18 protein-coding genes are annotated in these 19,614 nt (G+C 74.4%); 4 read left to right on the forward strand and 14 right to left on the reverse strand.

The genetic code is table 11. The features are described 5' to 3' along the window. Nucleotides 1-10: 10 nt before the first annotated feature. Nucleotides 11-1,210, reverse strand: a complete 1,200-nt coding sequence (locus KC207_RS11220; RefSeq protein WP_211603112.1) for an acyl-CoA dehydrogenase family protein — start codon at nucleotides 1,208-1,210, stop codon at nucleotides 11-13. A gap of 262 nt (nucleotides 1,211-1,472) precedes the next feature. On the opposite strand from KC207_RS11220, the gene KC207_RS11225 reads away from it, so the two are divergent. Then, entirely contained in the window at nucleotides 1,473-2,327 is an 855-nt protein-coding gene (locus tag KC207_RS11225; protein ID WP_211603113.1) for a serine protein kinase RIO, read from the forward strand. An 83-nt stretch (nucleotides 2,328-2,410) separates the two neighbouring features. Then, the gene (locus tag KC207_RS11230; protein ID WP_211603114.1) at nucleotides 2,411-3,454 is read left to right on the forward strand and encodes a Gfo/Idh/MocA family protein; all 1,044 of its coding nucleotides are present in this window, start codon (nucleotides 2,411-2,413) and stop codon (nucleotides 3,452-3,454) included. A gap of 36 nt (nucleotides 3,455-3,490) precedes the next feature. Here KC207_RS11230 and KC207_RS11235 read toward each other — a convergent pair whose 3' ends face one another. The 11 genes from KC207_RS11235 to KC207_RS11285 all read right to left on the reverse strand — a co-directional run bounded on the left by KC207_RS11235 (nucleotide 3,491) and on the right by KC207_RS11285 (nucleotide 12,832). Then, nucleotides 3,491-4,507 (reverse strand): L,D-transpeptidase family protein, encoded by a 1,017-nt coding sequence (locus tag KC207_RS11235; RefSeq protein ID WP_211603115.1) that lies wholly within the window; start codon nucleotides 4,505-4,507, stop codon nucleotides 3,491-3,493. A gap of 116 nt (nucleotides 4,508-4,623) precedes the next feature. After that, complete coding sequence (locus KC207_RS11240; protein WP_282958971.1) at nucleotides 4,624-5,496, reverse strand: HpcH/HpaI aldolase/citrate lyase family protein; 873 nt, start codon at nucleotides 5,494-5,496, stop codon at nucleotides 4,624-4,626. After that, nucleotides 5,493-6,572, reverse strand: a complete 1,080-nt coding sequence (locus KC207_RS11245) for an HpcH/HpaI aldolase/citrate lyase family protein (protein WP_211603116.1) — start codon at nucleotides 6,570-6,572, stop codon at nucleotides 5,493-5,495. Before KC207_RS11245 ends, KC207_RS11240 begins: the two co-directional genes overlap by 4 nt. A 149-nt stretch (nucleotides 6,573-6,721) precedes the next feature. Further along, a complete protein-coding gene (locus KC207_RS11250; protein WP_211603117.1) occupies nucleotides 6,722-8,245 on the reverse strand; it encodes a M1 family metallopeptidase in 1,524 nt (507 codons plus the stop codon). Nucleotides 8,246-8,314: 69 nt separating this feature from the next. Then, nucleotides 8,315-8,773: a pilus assembly protein TadG-related protein gene (locus KC207_RS11255; RefSeq protein ID WP_211603118.1), complete on the reverse strand. Its 459-nt coding sequence runs from the start codon at nucleotides 8,771-8,773 to the stop codon at nucleotides 8,315-8,317. Beyond that, nucleotides 8,770-9,210 carry a pilus assembly protein gene (locus KC207_RS11260; RefSeq protein WP_211603119.1) on the reverse strand — a complete coding sequence of 147 codons (441 nt, stop codon included), beginning with the start codon at nucleotides 9,208-9,210 and terminating at the stop codon, nucleotides 8,770-8,772. The genes KC207_RS11255 and KC207_RS11260 overlap by 4 nt, the downstream gene beginning before the upstream one ends. Beyond that, a complete protein-coding gene (locus tag KC207_RS11265; protein ID WP_211603120.1) occupies nucleotides 9,207-9,590 on the reverse strand; it encodes a TadE/TadG family type IV pilus assembly protein in 384 nt (127 codons plus the stop codon). Before KC207_RS11265 ends, KC207_RS11260 begins: the two co-directional genes overlap by 4 nt. A gap of 4 nt (nucleotides 9,591-9,594) precedes the next feature. After that, nucleotides 9,595-9,780 carry a hypothetical protein gene (locus KC207_RS11270; RefSeq protein WP_211603121.1) on the reverse strand — a complete coding sequence of 62 codons (186 nt, stop codon included), beginning with the start codon at nucleotides 9,778-9,780 and terminating at the stop codon, nucleotides 9,595-9,597. Between the two features lie 27 nt (nucleotides 9,781-9,807). Continuing rightward, nucleotides 9,808-10,740 (reverse strand): type II secretion system F family protein, encoded by a 933-nt coding sequence (locus tag KC207_RS11275; protein ID WP_211603122.1) that lies wholly within the window; start codon nucleotides 10,738-10,740, stop codon nucleotides 9,808-9,810. Continuing rightward, the gene (locus KC207_RS11280; protein WP_211603123.1) at nucleotides 10,737-11,606 is read right to left on the reverse strand and encodes a type II secretion system F family protein; all 870 of its coding nucleotides are present in this window, start codon (nucleotides 11,604-11,606) and stop codon (nucleotides 10,737-10,739) included. Before KC207_RS11280 ends, KC207_RS11275 begins: the two co-directional genes overlap by 4 nt. Then, on the reverse strand, nucleotides 11,603-12,832 hold the full coding sequence (locus tag KC207_RS11285; RefSeq protein WP_211603124.1) for a TadA family conjugal transfer-associated ATPase: 1,230 nt from the start codon (nucleotides 12,830-12,832) through the stop codon (nucleotides 11,603-11,605). Before KC207_RS11285 ends, KC207_RS11280 begins: the two co-directional genes overlap by 4 nt. 190 nt (nucleotides 12,833-13,022) lie before the next feature. Here KC207_RS11285 and KC207_RS11290 point away from each other — a divergent pair, with 190 nt between their 5' ends. Next, complete coding sequence (locus tag KC207_RS11290; RefSeq protein WP_211603125.1) at nucleotides 13,023-17,012, forward strand: FtsK/SpoIIIE domain-containing protein; 3,990 nt, start codon at nucleotides 13,023-13,025, stop codon at nucleotides 17,010-17,012. Here KC207_RS11290 and KC207_RS11295 read toward each other — a convergent pair. Then, complete coding sequence (locus KC207_RS11295; protein ID WP_211603126.1) at nucleotides 16,942-17,373, reverse strand: hypothetical protein; 432 nt, start codon at nucleotides 17,371-17,373, stop codon at nucleotides 16,942-16,944. The genes KC207_RS11290 and KC207_RS11295 overlap by 71 nt on opposite strands. Nucleotides 17,374-17,628: 255 nt before the next feature. Between KC207_RS11295 and KC207_RS11300 the strand changes: the two genes are divergently transcribed. Then, entirely contained in the window at nucleotides 17,629-17,877 is a 249-nt protein-coding gene (locus KC207_RS11300; protein ID WP_030527568.1) for a WhiB family transcriptional regulator, read from the forward strand. A gap of 104 nt (nucleotides 17,878-17,981) precedes the next feature. On the opposite strand, the gene KC207_RS11305 is transcribed toward KC207_RS11300, so the two are convergent. Next, entirely contained in the window at nucleotides 17,982-19,460 is a 1,479-nt protein-coding gene (locus tag KC207_RS11305) for a sensor histidine kinase (RefSeq protein WP_211603127.1), read from the reverse strand. Nucleotides 19,461-19,614 lie beyond the last annotated feature (154 nt).

The raw sequence follows: 19,614 nt of genomic DNA on the forward strand, positions 1-19,614 counted from the left end.
CGGCCGACGGTCAGCGGGCCTTGTACTCCTCGAGGAGGCGCCGGCCGATGATCATCTTCTGGATCTCGGCCGTGCCCTCGCCGATGAGCAGCATCGGCGCCTCCCGGTAGAGCCGCTCGATCTCGTACTCCTTGGAGTAGCCGTACCCGCCGTGGATGCGGAAGGACTGCTCGACGACGTCGGCGCAGTTCTCGGCCGCGAGGTACTTCGCCATCCCGGCCTCGAGGTCGTTGCGCTGCCCTGCGTCCTTGAGGCGCGCGGCCTTGACCATCATCTGGTGGCTCGCCTCGACCTTCGTCGCCATGTCGGCGAGCCGGAAGAGGATGCCCTGGTGCTCGGCGATCTTCTTGCCGAACGTCTCGCGCTGCTGCGAGTAGTCGATGCCGAGCTCGAAGGCCCGCCGGGCGAGCCCGCAGGCCCGGGCGGCGACGTTGACGCGGCCGACCTCGACCCCGTCCATCATCTGGTAGAAGCCCTTGCCGGGCTCGCCGCCGAGGACCTGCTCGTCGCTCGTGCGGTGGCCGGTGAAGACGAGCTCGGTCGTGTCGACGCCCTTGTAGCCCATCTTGTCGATCTTCCCGGGGACGGTGACGCCCTGGGCGGTCTCGCCGAACCCGGACTCCTTCTCGACCAGGAAGGTCGTCATGTTCCGGTACGGGCTGTCGGACTCGCCGAGGTCGGTCCTGACGAGGACGGCGACGAGGTTGGCCGACCCGCCGTTCGTCAGCCACATCTTCTGGCCGTCGACGGTCCACCCGCCGTCGTCGCCGCGGACGGCCTTGGTCCGGATCGCGGAGACGTCGGACCCCAGGCCCGGCTCGGACATCGAGAACGCACCGCGGACCTCACCCGTGGCCATCCGGGGCAGGTAGCGCTGCTTCTGCTCCTCGGTGCCGTGCCGCAGCACCATGTACGCGACGATGAAGTGGGTGTTGATGATGCCGCTGACGCTCATCCAGCCGCGGGCGATCTCCTCGACGACGAGCGCGTAGGTGAGCAGGGACTCCCCGAGCCCGCCGTACTCCTCGGGGATCATCAGCCCGAAGATCCCCATCTCCTTCATGCCCTCGACGATCTCCGTCGGGTACTCGTCCTTCGCCTCGAGGGCCCCGGCGACGGGGAGGATCTGCTCGTCGACGAACTCGCGGACGAGCTCGACCAGCTCGTGCTGCTCCTCGGTGAGGCCGTCGGTGCTCTGCAGTCGCGCCATGCTCGGGAGTATGCCCGCGGCCCCGGACCGCCGGAACGGGCTCGCGGTGTGAGTCCCCCCACCGTGTGAGCCCCGCCACGACGGCCGCCACCTCCCACCCCTCGGCCGGAAAACCGATGGCGCACGCCGCCGGGCTGCGCCACCCTGGAGCCGACCCGCCACGCACCCGCGTGCCCCGACCCGATGGAGGAGGACCCGATGTCGACGACCGTCCCGGGCCGTTCCCCGGCCCCCGCCCCCTTCATCGACCAGGAGCGCCCCGTTGGCACACCAGCCGTTCCACCTGCCGGAGAGGCACGCCGCCTTCTCCGTCGACACCTCACCTGACGCCCCGCCCGAGGGGGACCGCTGGTCCTCCTGGGACGGCGCCACCCACGGCCCGAACCCCCGTCCGGGCTGGGTCATCACCGACCTCGGGGCCGTCGACGCCGACCTCGGCGTCCTCAAGACCGGCAAGGAGGCCGACGTCCACGTCCTGCGGCGCTGGGTCCCCGGCACCGACCGGGTCGTGACGATGGCCGCCAAGCGGTACCGCAGCGGCGACCACCGCCTCTTCCACCGCGACGCCGGCTACCTCGAGGGCCGCCGGGTCCGCAAGAGCCGCGAGATGCGGGCGATGGCACGGCGCACCGAGTTCGGCAAGCAGATGATCGCCGGGCAGTGGGCCGCCGCGGAGTTCGACGCGCTCGGCACGCTGCACGCCCTCGGCCTGCCCGTCCCCTACCCCGTCCAGCTCGACGAGTCCGAGATGCTCATGGAGTTCGTCGGCGCGGTGGACGGTCCGACCCCGGTCGCGGCGCCGCGCCTGGTGTCGGTCCGTCCGGACACCGACCTCCTCGCCGACCTCTTCGACCAGCTGCGCACGGCGATGCTCGTCCTCGCCCGTCACGGCTGGGCGCACGGCGACCTCAGCCCGTACAACGCGCTCGTCGACGACGGCCGGCTCGTCCTCATCGACTGGCCGCAGGTCGTCGACGTCATCGGCAACCCGCAGGGGTTCACCTTCCTCGAGCGGGACGCGCTGACGATGGCGACGTGGTTCCGCCGCAAGGGGCTCGAGGTCGACGAGGGAGAGCTCGTCGCCGACCTCGTCGCGGAGGCCACCGCAGGCCTGTGACCCGTCCGCTCCCGGGGACGGGCGTCGTCCCCGGGAGCGGAAGGCCCGGTGCGCCCGTCGGCGCCGCTCGTTAGGGTTGCGGCATGCCGACGCCGACGCCTGCCCTCGCCGCGCCGACCACCCCGGACCCCATGGAGGCCCCCCGGGTGCGGTGGGGCGTCCTCGGCCCCGGGGGCATCGCGAACACGTTCGTGCGGGCCGTCCGCGCGGGCACCCGCTCCGAGGTCGACGCCGTCGGGTCGCGGTCCGCCGAGCGCGCCAGCTCCTTCGCGCGGCGGCACAGCGTCGCCCGCAGCCACGGCTCGTACGAGGCGCTCGTCGAGGACCCCGCCGTCGACGCGATCTACGTCGCGACCCCGCACAGCGGGCACCACAAGCACGCCCTCATGGCGCTGCGGGCCGGCAAGCCGGTGCTCGTCGAGAAGGCGTTCGCCCGCAACCTCGCGGAGACCGACGAGGTCCTCGAGGTCGCCCGCGACGCCGGGCTCTTCGTCGGCGAGGCGATGTGGAGCCGCTACCTGCCGCAGTACGACGTCGTGCGGCGCACGGTCGAGGCGGGCGCGCTCGGCGACGTCGTCCTCGTCCAGGCCGACCACGGCCAGCGGCTGTACCCCGACGGGCCGCGCCGGCTCGCCGACCCGGCCCTCGCCGGCGGCGCGCTCCTCGACCTCGGCGTCTACCCGGTCGCGTTCGCCGACCACGTCCTCGGCGGGCTCGAGGACATCGCCTCGCGCGGGGTGCTCTCCGACGAGGGCGTCGACGTCACGCTCGGCATCACCGGCCGGGCCGGCGGCACCCTCGCCCGGATGACGACGACGATGGCCGCGACGAGCCCGAACGTCGCCTCCGTCGTCGGCACGCAGGCCCGGCTCGAGCTCACCGGCCCCGGGAAGTTCTACGGCGCGGCGACGACGGTGCGCCTCCTCGGTCCGGACGACACCGAGCTCGACGTCTTCACGCCCGGGCACGACGAGCACGGGTTCCGGTACCAGATCGCCGAGGTCGGCCGGGCCCTCGAGGCCGGGCGGACCGAGCCGTGGTCCGTGCCGTGGGACGCCACCCGCCGGGTCATGACGCTCATGGACGAGGTGCGCCGCCAGGTCGGGGTCGTGTACCCCGGCGAGTGACCGTGCGTGGCGTCGGTGACCTCGGCGCCGGGAGCGTCAGTGGACGAGGACGTCCGAGCCGATGGGCATGAGGTCGCGGCGCCAGATCATGTCGATGGCGTCGTCGGTGAGCCGGGCGCAGCCGTGCGAGGCGGGGTACGGCGGGACGCTCGGCGACCCGTGGACCGCCCACCCTCGGTAGAAGTACTTCGGCCGCCACAGCTCGCCGAGCGCGCTGTCGTCCTGGCCGTCGACCTGCCGGAACACCTCGAAGGACCCCGTCGGGGTCGTCGCGATCGCCGGGTTGCCGGCGCTGGAGGTGTATTCCTCGCCGTTGCCCGTCGAGGTGTTGAGGACGATGTACGGGTTGCCGCGCCGCACGACGATCAGGATCTGGCGGTCGAGGTCGATCTCGACGCCGTTGCCGTCGATGCGGGGGTCCGGCCGCACCCCTTCCTCGAGCGCCGCACGGGTGCGCGGACCGACGATCCCGTCACGCTCGAGACCGGCGGTCTTCTGGAGCGCGAACACCGCCTGCTGGGTGAGCGGTCCGAACGAGGAGTCGCGGTGGCCGAGCCAGTAGCCGAGCTCGACGAGCCGGTGCTGCAGCGCACGCACCTCGGGCCCGGAGTCGCCGTAGCGCAGCACGGGGGGCGTCGTCTCGGTCGGCTCCGGGGTGGGCGTCGGGGAGGACGACGGGGTCGGCTCGGCGGAGGGCGTCGCCGACGGGGACGGGGTGGGGGTCGCGCTCGGCGACGGCGTGCCGGTCGGCGTCGGGTCGTCGCTCGGCGTACGGGTCGCCGTCGGGCTCTCGCTCGGCTCGTCGCCGGGCGAGGCCGTCGGGCTCTCGCTCGGCTCGTCGCCGGGCGAGGCCGTCGCGGTCGGGCTCTGCGAGGCCCCGGGCCCCGCCGTCGACGTGGTGGTGGAGGGCGAGGACGTGGACGTCGAGGACGGTACGGGGCCGGCGGCCGTGCCGTCGGTCCACTCCTGCACCTGGGCGCAGCCGGACAGCGCCGTCGTCGCGGCGAGGGCGAGGGCCGCTGCGCGGACGCGGCGTCGGGTCGTGGTCGTCATCGGGTGGTACCTCCCCCCGGTGTCGTGGTCGTTGCCTCCACGAGACGTCACCGACCCCGTCCGACGCAAACCGGCGCGCGCGTCGTGACCGGATCGACATCACCGGTCCCCGCAGGTCAGGAGCGTGCGCGGACGGCCTCGTGGGTCGCGAGCACACGCCGCGCCACCTCCACGTGGAGGTTCTCGACCATCCGCCCCTCGTGGGTGACGACGCCGGACCCGGCGCCCTCCTCCCACGCGGCGAGCAGGCCGCGGGCGTCCTCGACCTCGTCCTCGGAGGGGGCGAACGTCGCGTTGCACGCCTCGACCTGGCCGGGGTGGATGAGTGTCTTGCCGTCGAAGCCGAGATCGCGACCCTGGCGGCACTCATCCTCGAAGCCGTCGAGGTCCTTCACGTCGTTGTAGACCCCGTCGAGGACCGCGACGCCGGCGGCCCGGGCGGCGAGGACGACGTGCGAGAGGGCGGTGAGGATCGGGGCACGGCCGGGCACGAACCGGGCCTGCAGCTCCTTGACGAGGTCGTTCGTGCCGAGGACGAGGACCGCGAGGCGCTCGTGGGCCGCGGCGAGCTCGGCGGCGCCGAGGACGGCCCCGGGGGTCTCGACCATGGCCCAGAGACGGGTGGTGTCGGGGGCGCCGTGCCGCTCCATCGCGGTGACGAGGGAGCGGACCTCGTCGGCGGACCCGACCTTGGGGACGACGATGCCGTCGGGCCCGGCGGCACAGGCCGCGGCGAGGTCGTCGTCGTGCCACTCGGTGCCGAGGCCGTTGACCCGGATCGTCACCTCGCGGTGACCGTAGTCGCCGGAGGCCGCGGCGGCGCAGGCGTTGCCCCGGGCGGTCGCCTTGGCGTCGGGGGCGACGGCGTCCTCGAGGTCGAGGATGAGCCCGTCGACGGGCAGGGACTTCGCCTTCTCGAGGGCCCGCTCGTTGCTGCTCGGCATGTAGAGGACCGAGCGGCGGGGGGTGTAGGCGTCGGTGGCGCTCACGCGTCGTCCTCCTGGGCGGTGGGATGGTCGGCGTAGAGCGCGGCGAGCTCGGGGTCGGTCGCGGCGAGGCGGTCGGCGAGCTCGAGGACGACGAGGCACTGCTTGAGGCTCGCGTCGTCCTCCATCTTCCCGTCGAGCATCACGGCACCGGTGCCGTCGCCCATCGCCTCCTGCACCCGCCGGGCGTGGGCGACGTCCTCGGCCGAGGGGCTGAAGACCTTCTTGGCGATCGAGATCTGGGCGGGGTGCAGGGTCCAGGTGCCGACGCAGCCGAGCAGGAAGGCGTTGCGGAACTGGTCCTCGCAGGCGACGACGTCGGCGATGTCCCCGAAGGGTCCGTAGTACGGGAAGATCCCGTGCATGGCGCAGGCGTCGACCATCCGCGCGATCGTGTAGTGCCAGAGGTCCTGCTGGTACGTCGGGCGGTCGCCGTGGACGTCGCCGTCCTCGGGGTCCTGGCGGACGAGGTAGCCGGGATGGCCGCCGCCGACGCGGGTCGTCTTCATGCGGCGGTCGGCGGCGAGGTCGGCGGGGCCGAGGCTGATGCCCTGCATCCGGGGGCTCGCGCCGGCGATGGCCTCGACGTTCGCGACGCCACGCGCGGTCTCGAGGATGGCGTGGACGAGGACCGGGCGGGTGAGGCCGGCCCTCGCCTCGAGCTGGGCGAGCAGCCGGTCGACGTAGTGGATGTCCTCGGGGCCCTGCACCTTGGGGACCATGACGACGTCGAGCTTCTCGCCGATCTCGGTGACGAGCGTCGTGAGGTCGTCGAGGCACCACGGGGAGTCGAGGGCGTTGACCCGGGTCCAGAGCTGGGTGTGCTCGCCGAGGTCGGTGGCCTGCGCGACGTCGACGAGGCCCTGCCGGGCGGCCTCCTTGTTCTCCGCCTTGACGGCGTCCTCGAGGTTGCCGAGGAGGACGTCGACCGTGCCGACCATGTCGGGGACCTTGGCCGCCATCTTCGGGTTGCTCGGGTCGAAGAAGTGGATCATCCGCGCCGGGCGGGCCGGCACCTCACGCAGCGGGCTCGGGGCGCCGACGGCGAGGGGGGCGAAGAAGTCCTTGGCGCTGCGCATCGGCGGCCTTTCCGAGCAGGGGTCAGGGCTGCTCGGACGCTAGCAGCGGGCGGGCCGGGCGGCGCATGAGCCACGTCACGGTGTGACGAGCGACGCGCGTCGCCGAGTCGTCGGCCCCCTCCGAGCGCGGGCGCGCCCAGCTACCCCGGTCAGCCGCCGGTCGTCCAGGTGGCCGGGGGCTTCTCGTCGGCGTACAGCCAGGTGTCGAAGAAGTCGTCGAGGTCCTCCCCCGACACCTCCTCGTAGACGGCCTGGAAGTCCTCGCTCGTCGCGGAAGAGTCGTCGTACCGCTCGAGCCAGAGCCGGGCGCCGGCGAAGAACGCCTCGTCGCCGACCTCGACGCGCAGGGCGTGCAGCGTGGCGGCGCCCCGGTTGTAGACCTGCCCGGCGAACAGACCGGTCGGGCCGGGGTCACCGATCGGCAGCGCCCAGTAGGCGTCGTTGCGGGCGGGGGCGTACCAGGAGTCGTAGGACTCCTGCGCGGTGCGGATGCCGCGGTGCTCGTTCCAGATCCACGTCGCGTAGGTCGCCCACCCCTCGTTGAGCCAGATGTCCTGCCACCGCTGCGGGCTCACGGCGTTGCCGAACCACTGGTGGGCCAGCTCGTGGGCGACGGTCCCCTCGCTCGCCTGCCTGGAGTAGACCGGGCGGGTCTGGGTCTCGAGGGCGTAGCCGAGCGAGTCGTCGTCGACGATCGAGCCGTAGGCGACGAACGGGTAGTCGCCGAAGAGGTCCTCGAACACGTCGATCATCTCGGGCTGGCGCGCGAGCGACGCCTCCGACGTCGCGCGCCCTGCCGCGCCGAGGTCGGTGTCGAGGAAGTCGAGGATCGGGACACCGCTCGAGGACTGCGAGGCGGGCAGCTGCTCGAAGTCACCGACGGACGCGGTCGCGAGGTACGTCGCCTGGAGGTCGGGGGCGTCCCAGGCCCACGTCGTCCAGCCGTCGGCGGTGACCGGCTCGGCCGCCGGCAGGCCGTTGGCGACGGCGACCTTGCCCTCGGGGACGGTGATCTCGTACGAGAAGGTCGCCTTGTCGGTCGGGTGGTCGCTCGCGGGGAACCACGTCATCGCCCCGTCGGGCTCGTTCGCGACGAGGGAGCCGTCGCGCGTCGTGACCCAGCCGTAGAGCGCGCCCTCGACGTCCGTCGGACGGGTGGTCGTGCCGCCGTACTCGACGACGACCTCGACGGTCGTGCCCGCCTTGAGCTTGGGACGGGGTTGGACGGTGAGCTCCCAGACGCGGGCGTCGTCGTCCTGGACCTGCCAGAACACGGGCCCGCCGACCGTCCGACCAGCGGCAGGGGCGTCGACCGCGGTGAGGCGCGTGCCGTCGACGGTGACCGCGGTGGCCTCGAGGCCGCGCAGGTCGAGGTTGAACCGGTCGAGGTCGCGGGTGGCGGTGAGCTCGATCGTCGCGACGGCGTCCATCTCGCCCTCGAGCGGGGCCGGCGCGGCCCCCGGTGGGGTGTAGGTGAGGTCGAGGTCGTAGTGCCCGACGTCGTAGCCACCGTTGCCGGCATACGGGAAGTAGGCGTCGCCGACGCCCGGGGCACCGGCCTGGTAGCGCGGGCTGCCGGGTTTCCCCGGCGCCGCGACGGCGGCCGCCCCGGAGACGGTCACCGCCGCCGCCGTCAGGGCCGCGCCCGCTCGCACTCCTGCTGTCCACCTCATGTCGTGCGCCTCCTCCGGCATCGCGTGCGGCGAACCTACTCCCCCGGCGCCAACCCGGACAGGGGTGCGTCACGGCTGCACGACGTCCGCCCGCGCCGACGAGGTCACGGTGATCGTGATGGCCACGCCGAGGTCGCTCAGCATCCCGCCGACCATCGGCAGCTCGGCGTCGCCGACGAGCACGACGACGGCCGTCTCGCCGTCCGGTGTCCCGGTCCCCGCGCCGAGCCGCCACCCGGTGACCCGTGCCGGGCGCTCGGTGCTCGCGAGGTACCGGACCGCCTCGTCCCGGACGGAGACGTCGCTGAGGGGCACCGCCTCCCCGACGCCCTCGGCGTAGGCCCCCTCGTCGAGAGCGTTGGCCGCCGCGAGCGCGGCGCCGTCGGCGACGTCGAGCAGCGCCATCCGGGACAGCTGGGCCGAGGTCACCGCGACGGCCCCCGCGACGAGGGTCATCGCGATGACGGAGAGCCCGAGGAGCAGGACGCCGATCGTCCCGCGCTCGTCGCGGCGGGTCCGGCCGCTCACGGGGTGCTCCGGAAGCGGTCGACGGTCGAGACGTGGGTCGCCGACACCGGGATCGACAGGGGCACCGCACCCTCGACGAAGGTCGGGAGCAGGGGCAGGGCGACGCGCACGCTCGCCGTCGTCACCACGACCCCACCGGGGCGCAGGCAGGGCGACCCGTCGCAGGCGACGTCGACGACGCCCTCGCCGTCGAAGCGGTGGTCCGCGAAGGAGATCTCCGCGGCGGCCCGCGCTCGCGCGGACGCGTCCTCCCCCGCGTCGGTCGTGACGAAGGCCCGACCGGACTCCCGGGCGGCCTGGCTCACGGCGAAGGCACCGGCCTGCACGCGACCCAGGGCGAGGACGAGGTAGACGAGCGGCACGAGCAGCAGCACGCCGAGCGTGACGAGCTCGACGACCGCGCTGCCGCGTTCGTCGCGGACCGACAGCGGGCTCACTGGTCCTCCGCGAAGGCGCGTCCGGTCACGTCGAACCGCCCGTCCGGACCGAGCAGGCCGAGCACCGGCACGGGGGCGACGACCCGCACCTCGACGACCTCCACCCCGGCGACCGTGGTGCGCCGGGCGCTGACGTCCCGGGCGTAGCCGCTGGAGAGCGTGGCGCCGATGAGGGCGCGGGTGCGGGACTCGGCCTGGCCGGGCACGGCGTCCGCGCGCGCCCCGAGCCGAGCCCCCTCCGACGCCGCGGACACCAGCGTGTTGCGCACGTGCAGCGCCAGACCGAGCTGCATTACCGCGAGGAAGACGGCGACGAGGACGGTGGACACCAGGGCGAAGTCCGCGACCGCCGCTCCCGCCTCCGGGCGACGGGACCTCACGGGCTCAGGGCGCGACGCTGGAGAGCGCCTGCTGGAACAGGCTGACGAGCTGGTCCTCGGCGACGACCCAGAGAGCCGCGACGAGGCCGGCGGTCATGAGGGTGATGAGCACCCAGCCGGGGACGTCGCCACGCTCACGGCGGCGGGTCGGGGTCGTCGGAGCCGCGGTGCGGCGTCGGGTTCGGGTCATGGTCGGTCCTTCCGGGGTCGGTCGTGGTCAGAGGGTGAAGCGGAACAGCGTGAAGCCGGGGAAGACGAGGAAGAGAACGGTGACCGGGAGGATGAGGAAGACGACCGGGACCATCATGACGATCTCCTTCTTGCCGCCGGCCTCCATGAGGTGACGTCGGCCCTCCTCGCGGACGTCCTGCGCCTGGGCCCGCAGCACCTCGCCCAAGGGGGTGCCGCGCTGGACGGCGACGACGACACCGTCGACGAACCGGCGCAGGCTGGGCAATCCGCTGCGGTCCGCGAGCCCCTGCAGTGCCGTCGGGAGGTTGGCACCCGCTCGGGCGTCGGCGAGGCAGCGCCGCAGCTCGGTGGCGAGCTCTCCGTCGGACAGGCGGCACACCCGTTCGAGGGCCCCCACGGCTCCTTCCCCTGCTCCGACCGCGAGCGCGAGCAGCTCGGCGACGGTGGGGAACTCGGCCAGCATCCGCCGCTCGCGGCGGGTGGCCCGCACGCCGAGGAGGTAGTCGGCCCCCGCGATCCCGAGGCCGAGTCCGATCCCGGTCATGAGCAGCACCGGGACGACGGAGGAGCCCCTCAGGACGGCGAGACCGGTCCCGAGCGCGGCGCCCGCGACGGCTCCCCCGACGCCCCAGAGCACCTGCTCGGCGCGGAAGCGGTCGACGTCGGGCGCCAGCCCGGCCCGCAGCTGACGCGAGCGCACGGAGGCGGCACCGCCCATCACCCGCTCCACGCGCCGGGCGAGGTCGCGTACGAGGGGTGTCGCGATGATCCGCAGGGCCCCACGCGGCACCCGCCCGTCGTCGAGCAGGCGCGAGGGGCGTGGCGTGTCCCGCAGGTAGGGAAGGACGCGATCGGCGAGCCCGGGCCGGCGGTTGAGCGGGAGCCCGGCCCACACGAGCCACAGACCCAGGCCGCCCACGAGGCCGAGCAGCGCGCCCTCGAGCACCGTGCCGGTCATCGCAGCACCCGCTGGTCCTCGGGCAGCCGACCGATGCGCATCATCGTCCAGTAGGCGACGGCGGTGACGACGCCGCCCCCGGCGAGCACGGCCGCACCGAGCGCGCTCGAGAACGCCCCGATCGACCCGGCGTTCCCGGACATGACGAGCAGGACCACCCACGGCGCCCCGGTGGCCAGGCGCGCCGCGTTGACCGTCCAGGACTGCCGGGTCTCGAGCTCTGCCCGGGTCCGGGCGTCCTCCCGCAGGAAGCCCGACAGCGTCCGGAGCAGGCGTCCGAGGTCGCTGCCACCGACCTCGCGGGCGATGCGCAGGCTCTCGACGAGGCGGTCACCGACGGGGTCGCTGAGCCGTTCCTTGAGGAGGTCGAGGCAGTCGGAGAAGCGTCCCGTCATCCGGTAGTCGTCGGCGAACGCCCGGAACGGCTCCCGCAGCTCCTCGGGCCCCCGGTCACCGAGCTGCGCGAGCGCCTCCGGCAGCGCGAGCCCCGCCCGGACGGCGGAGGCGATGTTGTCGACCGCGTCGGGCCACAGGTCGCGCAGGACGGCGCGCCGAACCCTGGCCCGACGACGGACGACGACGACCGGCACGGCGGACGCGATGGCGGCGAAGCACACGGCGACCGGCAGGACGCCGATCGTCAGCCAGCCGATGGCCAGGACGAGACCGAAGGCCACGACGGACATGACGAGCAGGCCGCGCAGGGTCAGCCCGGCGAACCCGGCCTGGACGACCTCGTCGGAGAGCCGGTCGAGGGGGCCGGCGTTCCGGGCCGCCCGGGGTCTCGGCGGGTCGGGGACCCAGCAGCTCCACCACACGAGGAAGAGCCCGATCCCGGCGGCGAGCCCGATCCCGACCCCCGTCACGTCGCACCCCCGCCGAGCAGGGCCGCGACGTCGAAGCCGGCCCGCTCGAACCGCTCCACGTGGGGCGGGAAGCCGTCCGCACGGACGAGGTCGCCGCCACGGCGCACGAAGAGCTCCGCGATCTCCACGACGTCCTCCTCCGCGCGGCCCGGCACGGCGGCGATCTCGCGGACCGTCCGGCGCCCGTCCCGCTCGAGCGCGGCATGGACGACGAGGTCGATCGACGAGGCGACGGTCGGCACGACGAAGCGGGCGGAGACGTTCTCGCCCGCCAGGAGCGGCAGGGTGCACATCTTCGTCACGGCCTCGCGGGCGCTGTTGGCGTGGATCGTGCACATGCCCGGCAACCCGGAGTTCAGGGCGATGAGGAGGTCGAGGCTCTCGGCCTGACGCACCTCGCCGACGATGATGCGCGACGGACGCATCCGCAGGGCCTCGGTGACGAGCCGGCGGAGCGGGATCTCACCGGTCCCCTCGAGCGAGGGCTGGCGACACTGCATCGCCGCCACGTCGCGATGGGGGATGCGCAGCTCGAAGACCTCCTCGCACGTGACGACCCGCTCCCTCGACGGGACGGCAGCGGCGAGGCAGTTCAGCAGGGTCGTCTTCCCCGCCTGCGTCCCTCCGGCGACGAGGATGTTGAGCCCGGCGGCGACCGACGCCTCGAGGAACCGGGCGGCCTGCGCCGTGAGCGAGCCGAGCCGGACGAGGTCGTCCATCGAGTCCGCCTTGACGACGAACTTGCGGATGTTGACGAACCAGTGCTCACGGGAGATGTCCGGGATGACGACGTGCAGCCGGCTGCCGTCCGGCAGGACCGCGTCGACGAACGGGCTCGACAGGTCGACCCGGCGGCCGGAGGACTTGAGCATCCGCTCGACGAGGTCGCGGACCTGCTCGTGGGTGAGGAGGGTCGTCGTGAGCTCGGCCACCCCGTCCCGGGCGACGAACACGCGCGACGGCTCGTTGACCCAGATCTCCTCGACACGCGGGTCGTCGAAGTACTGCTGGAGCGGTCCGTACCCGACGACGCTGTCCCACACCGCCTTCGAGGCCTGCTCGACGTCGGCGAGCACCGGCATCCCCCCGTGCAACGAGCGCTCGTCGTAGTCGCTCACGGCGTCGCGGACCAGCCGACGGACGGCACCCTCGTCGCGCACCGGGTCCAGGCCCGAGCGGCGGATGAGCTCGCGGACCTCTCCCTCGAGCGTGCGCACGGCGTCCATCGCCACCCCTCTCCCCGGACGCTCCCCAGCGACCTCGGAGACCAGGGAACCGCATGGACCCCGGTGCGCGCGACCCGAACCGGGACACCTGTGGACAACGTGACCCGTGCGGCGGGACGGGCCCGCGTCCGCGGCGACCCTGTGGAAAACCCGACGGCCCGGTCACGCGTCGTGGTTAGCGTCCCGTCGCATGGACATCCGCCTCACGGTGCACGTGCCGCGCCGCAGACCCCGCCCCGTCGAGGTCGTCGTCACGGCCCGCTCGGGTGCACGGGTCGAGGACCTCCGGCGCGTGCTGGGGGAGCACCTCGGGATGTCCGTCCACGCTCTCGACGTCGCGGGCCGCGCGCTGCCGGACGACATGCCCGTGGGCATGCCGCCGCTGCTCGACGGCGCCTCCGTCGTCGTGGGGGCACGGCCCGAGGACGGTGCACCGAACGCGGCAGGGGGCCGGCCGGGCACCGTCCTCGAGGTCGTGTGCAGGTCCGGGCCGGACGCGGGCAGGAGCCTCCCGCTCGGGCCGGACGGCGTCGAGGTCGGTCGCTCCCCCCGCAGCGGGCTGCGGCTCGACGACCCGTCCCTCAGCCGGCGGCACGTCCGCCTCGTCGTCGACGCCGACGGCGTGACCGCCCAGGACCTCGGAGCCACGAACGGGGTCCTCGTCGACGGCCGGAGGATCACCGGCAGCAGCCGGGTCGACACCTCCGCGGTGGTCTCGATCGGCGCCAGCACGCTGGTGCTGCGTCCCGGGGCCGGCCCCGGCCTGCCCGTCGACCATCCCGGCGACGGCACCGTCCGGATCAGGCCCGGGCCCGCTCCACCGACGCGGCTCCCGGCCGCGCGGGTCGAGGTCCCACGACGACCACCGGCTCCGGCCCCCGGTCGGATCCCGTGGCTCGCGGCGCTCGTCCCCGTCCCGGTCTTCGTCGTCATGGCCTTCCTCCTCGGACCCCACCTCCTCGCGTTCGCGCTCGTCGGACCCGTCGTCGTCCTGGCCACCGGCCTCGGTGACCGGGTGGGCGGGCGCCGTCGCCACCGGGCCGCGCTGGAGCAGTGGGGGCGGGAGGTCGACGAGGCCGACCGGACCTTCGCGAACGCGGTCGCCGCGGAGTGCCGGGCCCGGCACGCCCGTCATCCCGACCCGCACTCCGTCCTCACGACGGCCGAGCATCACGGTCCCGGGCTGTGGGCGACGACCGACGACCTCACCGTGCGACTGGGACTCGGCGACCTGCCCTCGAGGGCGGTGCGCACCGCGGAGTCCGGCGAGACGCCGGGCGTCGCGGCCTCCGTGCCCGTCGCCGTCGACCTGCGGGAGCACCCGGTCCTCGGTGTCGTCGGTCCGCTCGGACGCGGGTGCGCGGTCGCGGCGGGGGTCCTCGGCCAGCTCGTCGTGCGCCACCCGCCCGGCAGGCTGCGGGTCCTCCAGCGGCCCGACACGGGCCTCGGCCGGTGGCAGGTCCGTCTGCCCCACTCCGGGGAGGCGCCGCTCTCCGTCGCGGTGGAGGTCGGCACCGACCCGCCGTCCGGGGCGGACGTCAGGGTCCTCGTCGTCCCGGAACGGACCGATCTCCCGGACGGCTGCAGCGCCGTGCTCGAGCTCCTGGACGGGGCGTCCGCGACGCTGCGGGCCGCAGACGGCACCCGGACGCTCGTCGCCGACGGTGTGGGAGACGCCTGGACCGACCGGCTGTCCCGTGCCCTGGCCCCTCTGCGCCTCGACGGACCCGGCGGCACGGCGCTCCCGGGCTCCGTCGCCCTCGCGGCCGTCCTCGACGGGGGCCCGGCACTCACGCCGGACGCGGTCGCGGACCGGTGGCGTCGGTCGACCGGCCCCACGTGCACCGTCGGCGCCGGGACGGACGGGGCGTACCGGATCGACCTCGCCCGCGACGGACCCCACCTCCTGGTGGGCGGGACGACGGGATCCGGGAAGTCCGAGTTCCTCCGCACCCTCGTCACGGGGCTGTCGTTGGACTCCCCGCCGGAGGCGCTCACCCTCCTCCTCGTCGACTTCAAGGGCGGCGCGGCGTTCGGCCCCTGTGTCCGGCTCCCGCACGTCGTGGGTCTCGTCACCGACCTCGACGGCCGACTCGTCGAGCGGGTGCTGCGCTCCCTGGACGCCGAGCTCCGACGCCGGGAGCGCGCGCTCGCGACCTCCGGCGCCGCGGACCTCGATGACCACCGCCTCCGCGGCGGCACCCCGATCCCCCGGCTCGTGGTCGTCGTCGACGAGCTCCGTGCTCTCGTCGACGAGCAGCCGGAGGCAGTGCGCGGCCTCGTGCGCCTCGCCGCCCAGGGCCGCTCGCTCGGCATCCACCTCGTCCTCGCGACCCAGCGGCCCTCCGGGACGGTGACCCCCGAGGTGCAGGCCAACGTCAACCTCCGCATCGCCTTCCGCGTCCGCGACCGGGCCGACTCCGTCGGCGTCATCGGCTCCGACGAGGCGGCCACCCTCCCCGGCCGAGCCCCCGGCCGCGGACTGGCCTGTGGTGGCGACGGCGTCCTCCACGAGTTCCAGTCCGCGCTCGTCGCGCCCCTGGTCGAGCCGCCGCCCGTCGAGGTCCGGACGGAGTGCGCACCGGATCACCCCACCGACGTGGACCGCGGGGCGGAGACGGCCGCCGTCGTCGAGGTCGTCCGTGCTGCCGGAGACCGAACGGCCCACCGCGTGCACCGACCCTGGCTGCCGCCCCTCCCCGACGTCCTGCCCGCACCCGGGGACTCCGCCACCGTGGCCCTGGTCGACGAGCCGGACCTGCAGCGGCAGGACGCGTGGGAGTGGGGACCCGCCGTCCCGCTGTGGCGTCTCGTCGGTCGACCACGGTCCGGTCGCTCGGGCGCCGTCGCCGCCCTCGTGACCGCCGCGAGCACCGTGCTCGGCCCGGACGACCTGCACGTCCACGTCGTCGCGCCGGACCGGCCCGACTGGGCCGGGCTCCCGCACGTCGGCGCCGTCGTCGACCCGCGGGACCGGCCGGCCGTCCGGGCCCTCCTCGACCACCTCGAGGCGCTGGTGGCGGGACCGTCCGACGTCACGACCCTGCTCGTCGTCGACGGCTGGGAGCGGCTCGCCGAGTCGGACGACCCCCGCGACGCCACCCCGCTCACCGAGGCGCTGTTCCGCACCCTGCGCGACGGCGCCGGCCATGGCCTGCGCGCGGCCGTCACGGGCGGGCGGGACCTGCTGAGACCGCGGTGGGGCGCGCTCGGCGGTGAGCTGCTCCTGCTCGGTGAGCCGGACCCGGTCGACGCCGCCATCACCGGTCTGCCCTCCGGACTACTGCCGCCCGACCCTCCCCCCGGCCGGGGGATCAGGGCGCGGGACGGACGCGAGGTCCAGGTGGTGACGCCCGCCCGCCCGGGCCCGGGGGCGCCGCCGGCGAGGCTGCGCCCGCCGTGGACCTACCGTCCGCTCCCCCGCAGGGCCCCACGCCCGGCCCCGCGCCCGGCCGATCGCCCGGAGCCCGGCTCGGTCCCGCTCGGCCTCGCCGCCCCCGACGGCAGGCTGTGGGCCTGGACACCTGAGCGGGACGGCCGCCGGCTCCTCGTCGTCGGCCCCCCGGGGTCGGGCCGGTCCACCGCGCTCGACGTGCTTGCCCGCTCGGCAGCGGCGCACCGGACGGTCGTGCTGGTCCGTGACACGCCGCGCGGCGAGGGGCCTCGCGGCGAGGACCTGCCGGGGGACGGTGTCGAGGTCATCGGACCGCAGGACGCCGACCGGCTCGTGGACCTGCGGACCCGGCACCCTGACCTGCTCCTGCTCGTCGACGACGCGGACCGGCTCGACGACGCCCCCCTGGCACCTTTCGCGGAGGAGATCGCCGACCTCGTCGACCGCGACGCGGGAGCGGTCGTCGCCGCCACGACGCCCGCGACCCTGCGCGGACGCTTCCGGGGGCTCGACGCCTCGATCGCCCGGCACGGCCTCGGCCTCGTCCTGCGGCCGGCCAGGGGCGACGGCGACCTGCTGGGCGCGGGACCGCTCCCGGCCGACGGGCCGGGCGGGACGACACCCCCGGGCCGCGGGCTCGTCGTGCTGGCCGGGGCCACGATCGAGGTCCAGGTCCTCGACGACCGCGGGGCCGACAGCGGACCCGGTACCGGCGTCAGGCCGGCTGCTGCTCCTGCGGGTCGTCCGGCTGGCGCGGCGGCGTCCGCAGGGCGGCGACCAGCGTGACGACGGCGACGACGAGCACGGCCCAGCCGACGAGGGGCGTCCCCGCCTGGAGCACGCTGTAGCCGACCGGCAGCATGAGCCCGTTCCACAGGATCGTCGGCGTCCGCGGCCACCAGGCGCGGCGCACCCACCCCCACGCGAGACGGCCGAGCCCGGCCCCCGCGAGCGCGATGAGCACCGCCGACATGACGACCCGCCCGGTGTCGCTCCCCTCCCCGATCGAGAGCTCGTAGACGTAGAAGACCGCGAACCCGAAGAGCGCGAGGGCCTGCACCGCGCACGAGACCGCCGCCACGAGGCGGTTCGTCCCCTCCCGCGCTCCGGATGCGGGGCGAGGGGGTGGCGTGGGAGCGTCGGACACGAGGGGCAGCCTAGGAGACCTCGAGACCGTGGGAACATCCCGGGCCCGTCCGACCGTTGGCCACGTAGGCGCCGGGCGACCTGCGCCGAACCTCTAGCCGGATTGGGTCGGTCACGGTAGAGTAACGCCAAGGACGTCTGTGCTTAACACGTCCGAAACACTCGGGTTGCAACGGCGCCACCCTGGTCGCCGAGCAGCCCATTCCCTCCTGCCGGCCAGAGATCTGTGACACCCCGCTGACAAGGAGCACCACCCATGGACTGGCGCGATCGCGCTGCGTGCCTCGACGAGGACCCGGAGCTGTTCTTCCCGATCGGGAACACCGGCCCGGCGATCGCTCAGATCGAGGAGGCCAAGGCCGTGTGCCGTCGGTGCGAGGTGCTCGACACCTGCCTCAAGTGGGCCATCGAGTCCGGCCAGGACGCCGGCGTCTGGGGCGGCATGTCCGAGGACGAGCGCCGCGCCCTCAAGCGCCGCAACGCCCGGGCCCGCCGCGCCGGCTGACGCCGCCGCACCACCCCGCACCACCACACCGACTCCGGCCGGTTCCGCCCAGGCGGGACCGGCCCTTCCGTGTGCCCGGGCGCGGACGCCGCACCCACTGCTCGTCAGCGCACCGGGCGAAGCCGCGCGACGAACGTCACCTTCGTGCCGTGCGGATGGGCGTTCGCCCACCGGATCTTCCCCCGCAGGTCCTGGACGAACGAGGTGACGATCCGCGTCCCGAGCCCGGCGAGCACCGGCCGGAAGCCCGCCGGCAGCCCCGCCCCGTCGTCGGTCACCGTCACCGTCAGCTCGTCGCCGGCCTCGGCCTCGACGCGGTCGGCGCGCACGACGACCGTGCCGGAGCGGTCCGGGAAGCCGTGCTCGATGGCGTTCTGCACGAGCTCGCTGATGATCATCGCCAGCGCCGTCGCGTCCTCCGCCCGCACCCGCCCGAACGAGCCCTCGAACCGGGACTCGACGTGGTGCTCGGCGGTCGCGACCTCGACCGTCGCCCGCAGCCCCCGGACCGCGATCTCGTCGAAGCTCACCATCTCGTCGAACCCGCTGGAGAGCGTCTCGTGGACGAGCGCGATCGTCGCGACCCGGCGCACGGCCTCCGCGAGCGCCGCCTTGGCGTCCTCCTCGGGCACCCGGCGCGCCTGGAGCCGCAGCAGCGCCGCGACGGTCTGCAGGTTGTTCTTCACCCGGTGGTGGATCTCGCGGATCGTCGCGTCCTTGGTGAGCAGCTCCTGCTCGCGGCGGCGCAGCTCGGAGACGTCGCGCAGCAGCAGCATCGCCCCGCGGCGCACGCCGTGCTCGGTGAACGGGATGGCGCGCATCGTCACCGTCGCCGTCCGCGTCTCGACCTCGGTGCGCCAGGCCGCCCGGCCCATGACGACGACGGCGAGCGACTCGTCGACCTGGTGCGACTCGCCCTCCCCCTCGAGGTCGGCGACGATCTTGGCGAGCGTCTCGCCCAGGACGTCCCCGACGTGCCCCATCCGATGGATCGCCGACACCGCGTTCGGGCTCGCGTACCGGACGACGCCGTCCGGGTCGAGGTGGATGACCCCGTCGCCGACCCGCGGGGCGCCGCGGCGCAGCCCCGTCGGCGCCGACGGCGAGGGGAACTCCCCCGTCGCCACCATCCGCAGGATCGAGTCGGCGAGGTCGCGGTAGGTCAGCTCGAGCCGGCTCGTGATGCGCCCGCCGGTGAGGTTCATGTGCCGGGTGACGACGGCGATGACCTGCCCCTCGCACACGACCGGGACGGCGTCCTCGCGCACGGACATGTCCTCGCGCATCGTCGGCTCGGGGGTCGCGACGATCCGCCGCCCCCGGGCCGCCTCGTCGAGCGTCGCCGCCCGCGCCCGCGTCGAGGAGCGTCCGACGATGTCGTCGTAGAAGACCATCGGCCCGGTGTTCGGCCGGACGTGGGCGACGGCACGCCAGCCGTCCATCCCGCCACGGACCCAGAGGACGAGGTCGGCGAAGGAGAGGTCGGCGACCATCTGCCAGTCCCCGACGAGGAGGTGCAGCCACTCCGACTGGGCAGGCTCGAGCGTCGTCGTCTGCCGCAGCATCCCAGCGAGCGTCGTCACGAGGCCCGAGCATAGGCAACCGGACGGGCCGCCCGTGCGTACCCCCGGTGACAGGACGACGACGACCGGCGGAGCGACCGGCCCGGCGCGTCCCCCGGCGTCCGGGCCCTCGGCACGGCACCGTGGGACCACCACACGGTCCACCCGCCCGACG

It is taken from the genome of Phycicoccus avicenniae, from assembly GCF_018139485.1.
GTDB classification, from domain to species: Bacteria; Actinomycetota; Actinomycetes; order Actinomycetales; family Dermatophilaceae; genus Phycicoccus; species Phycicoccus avicenniae.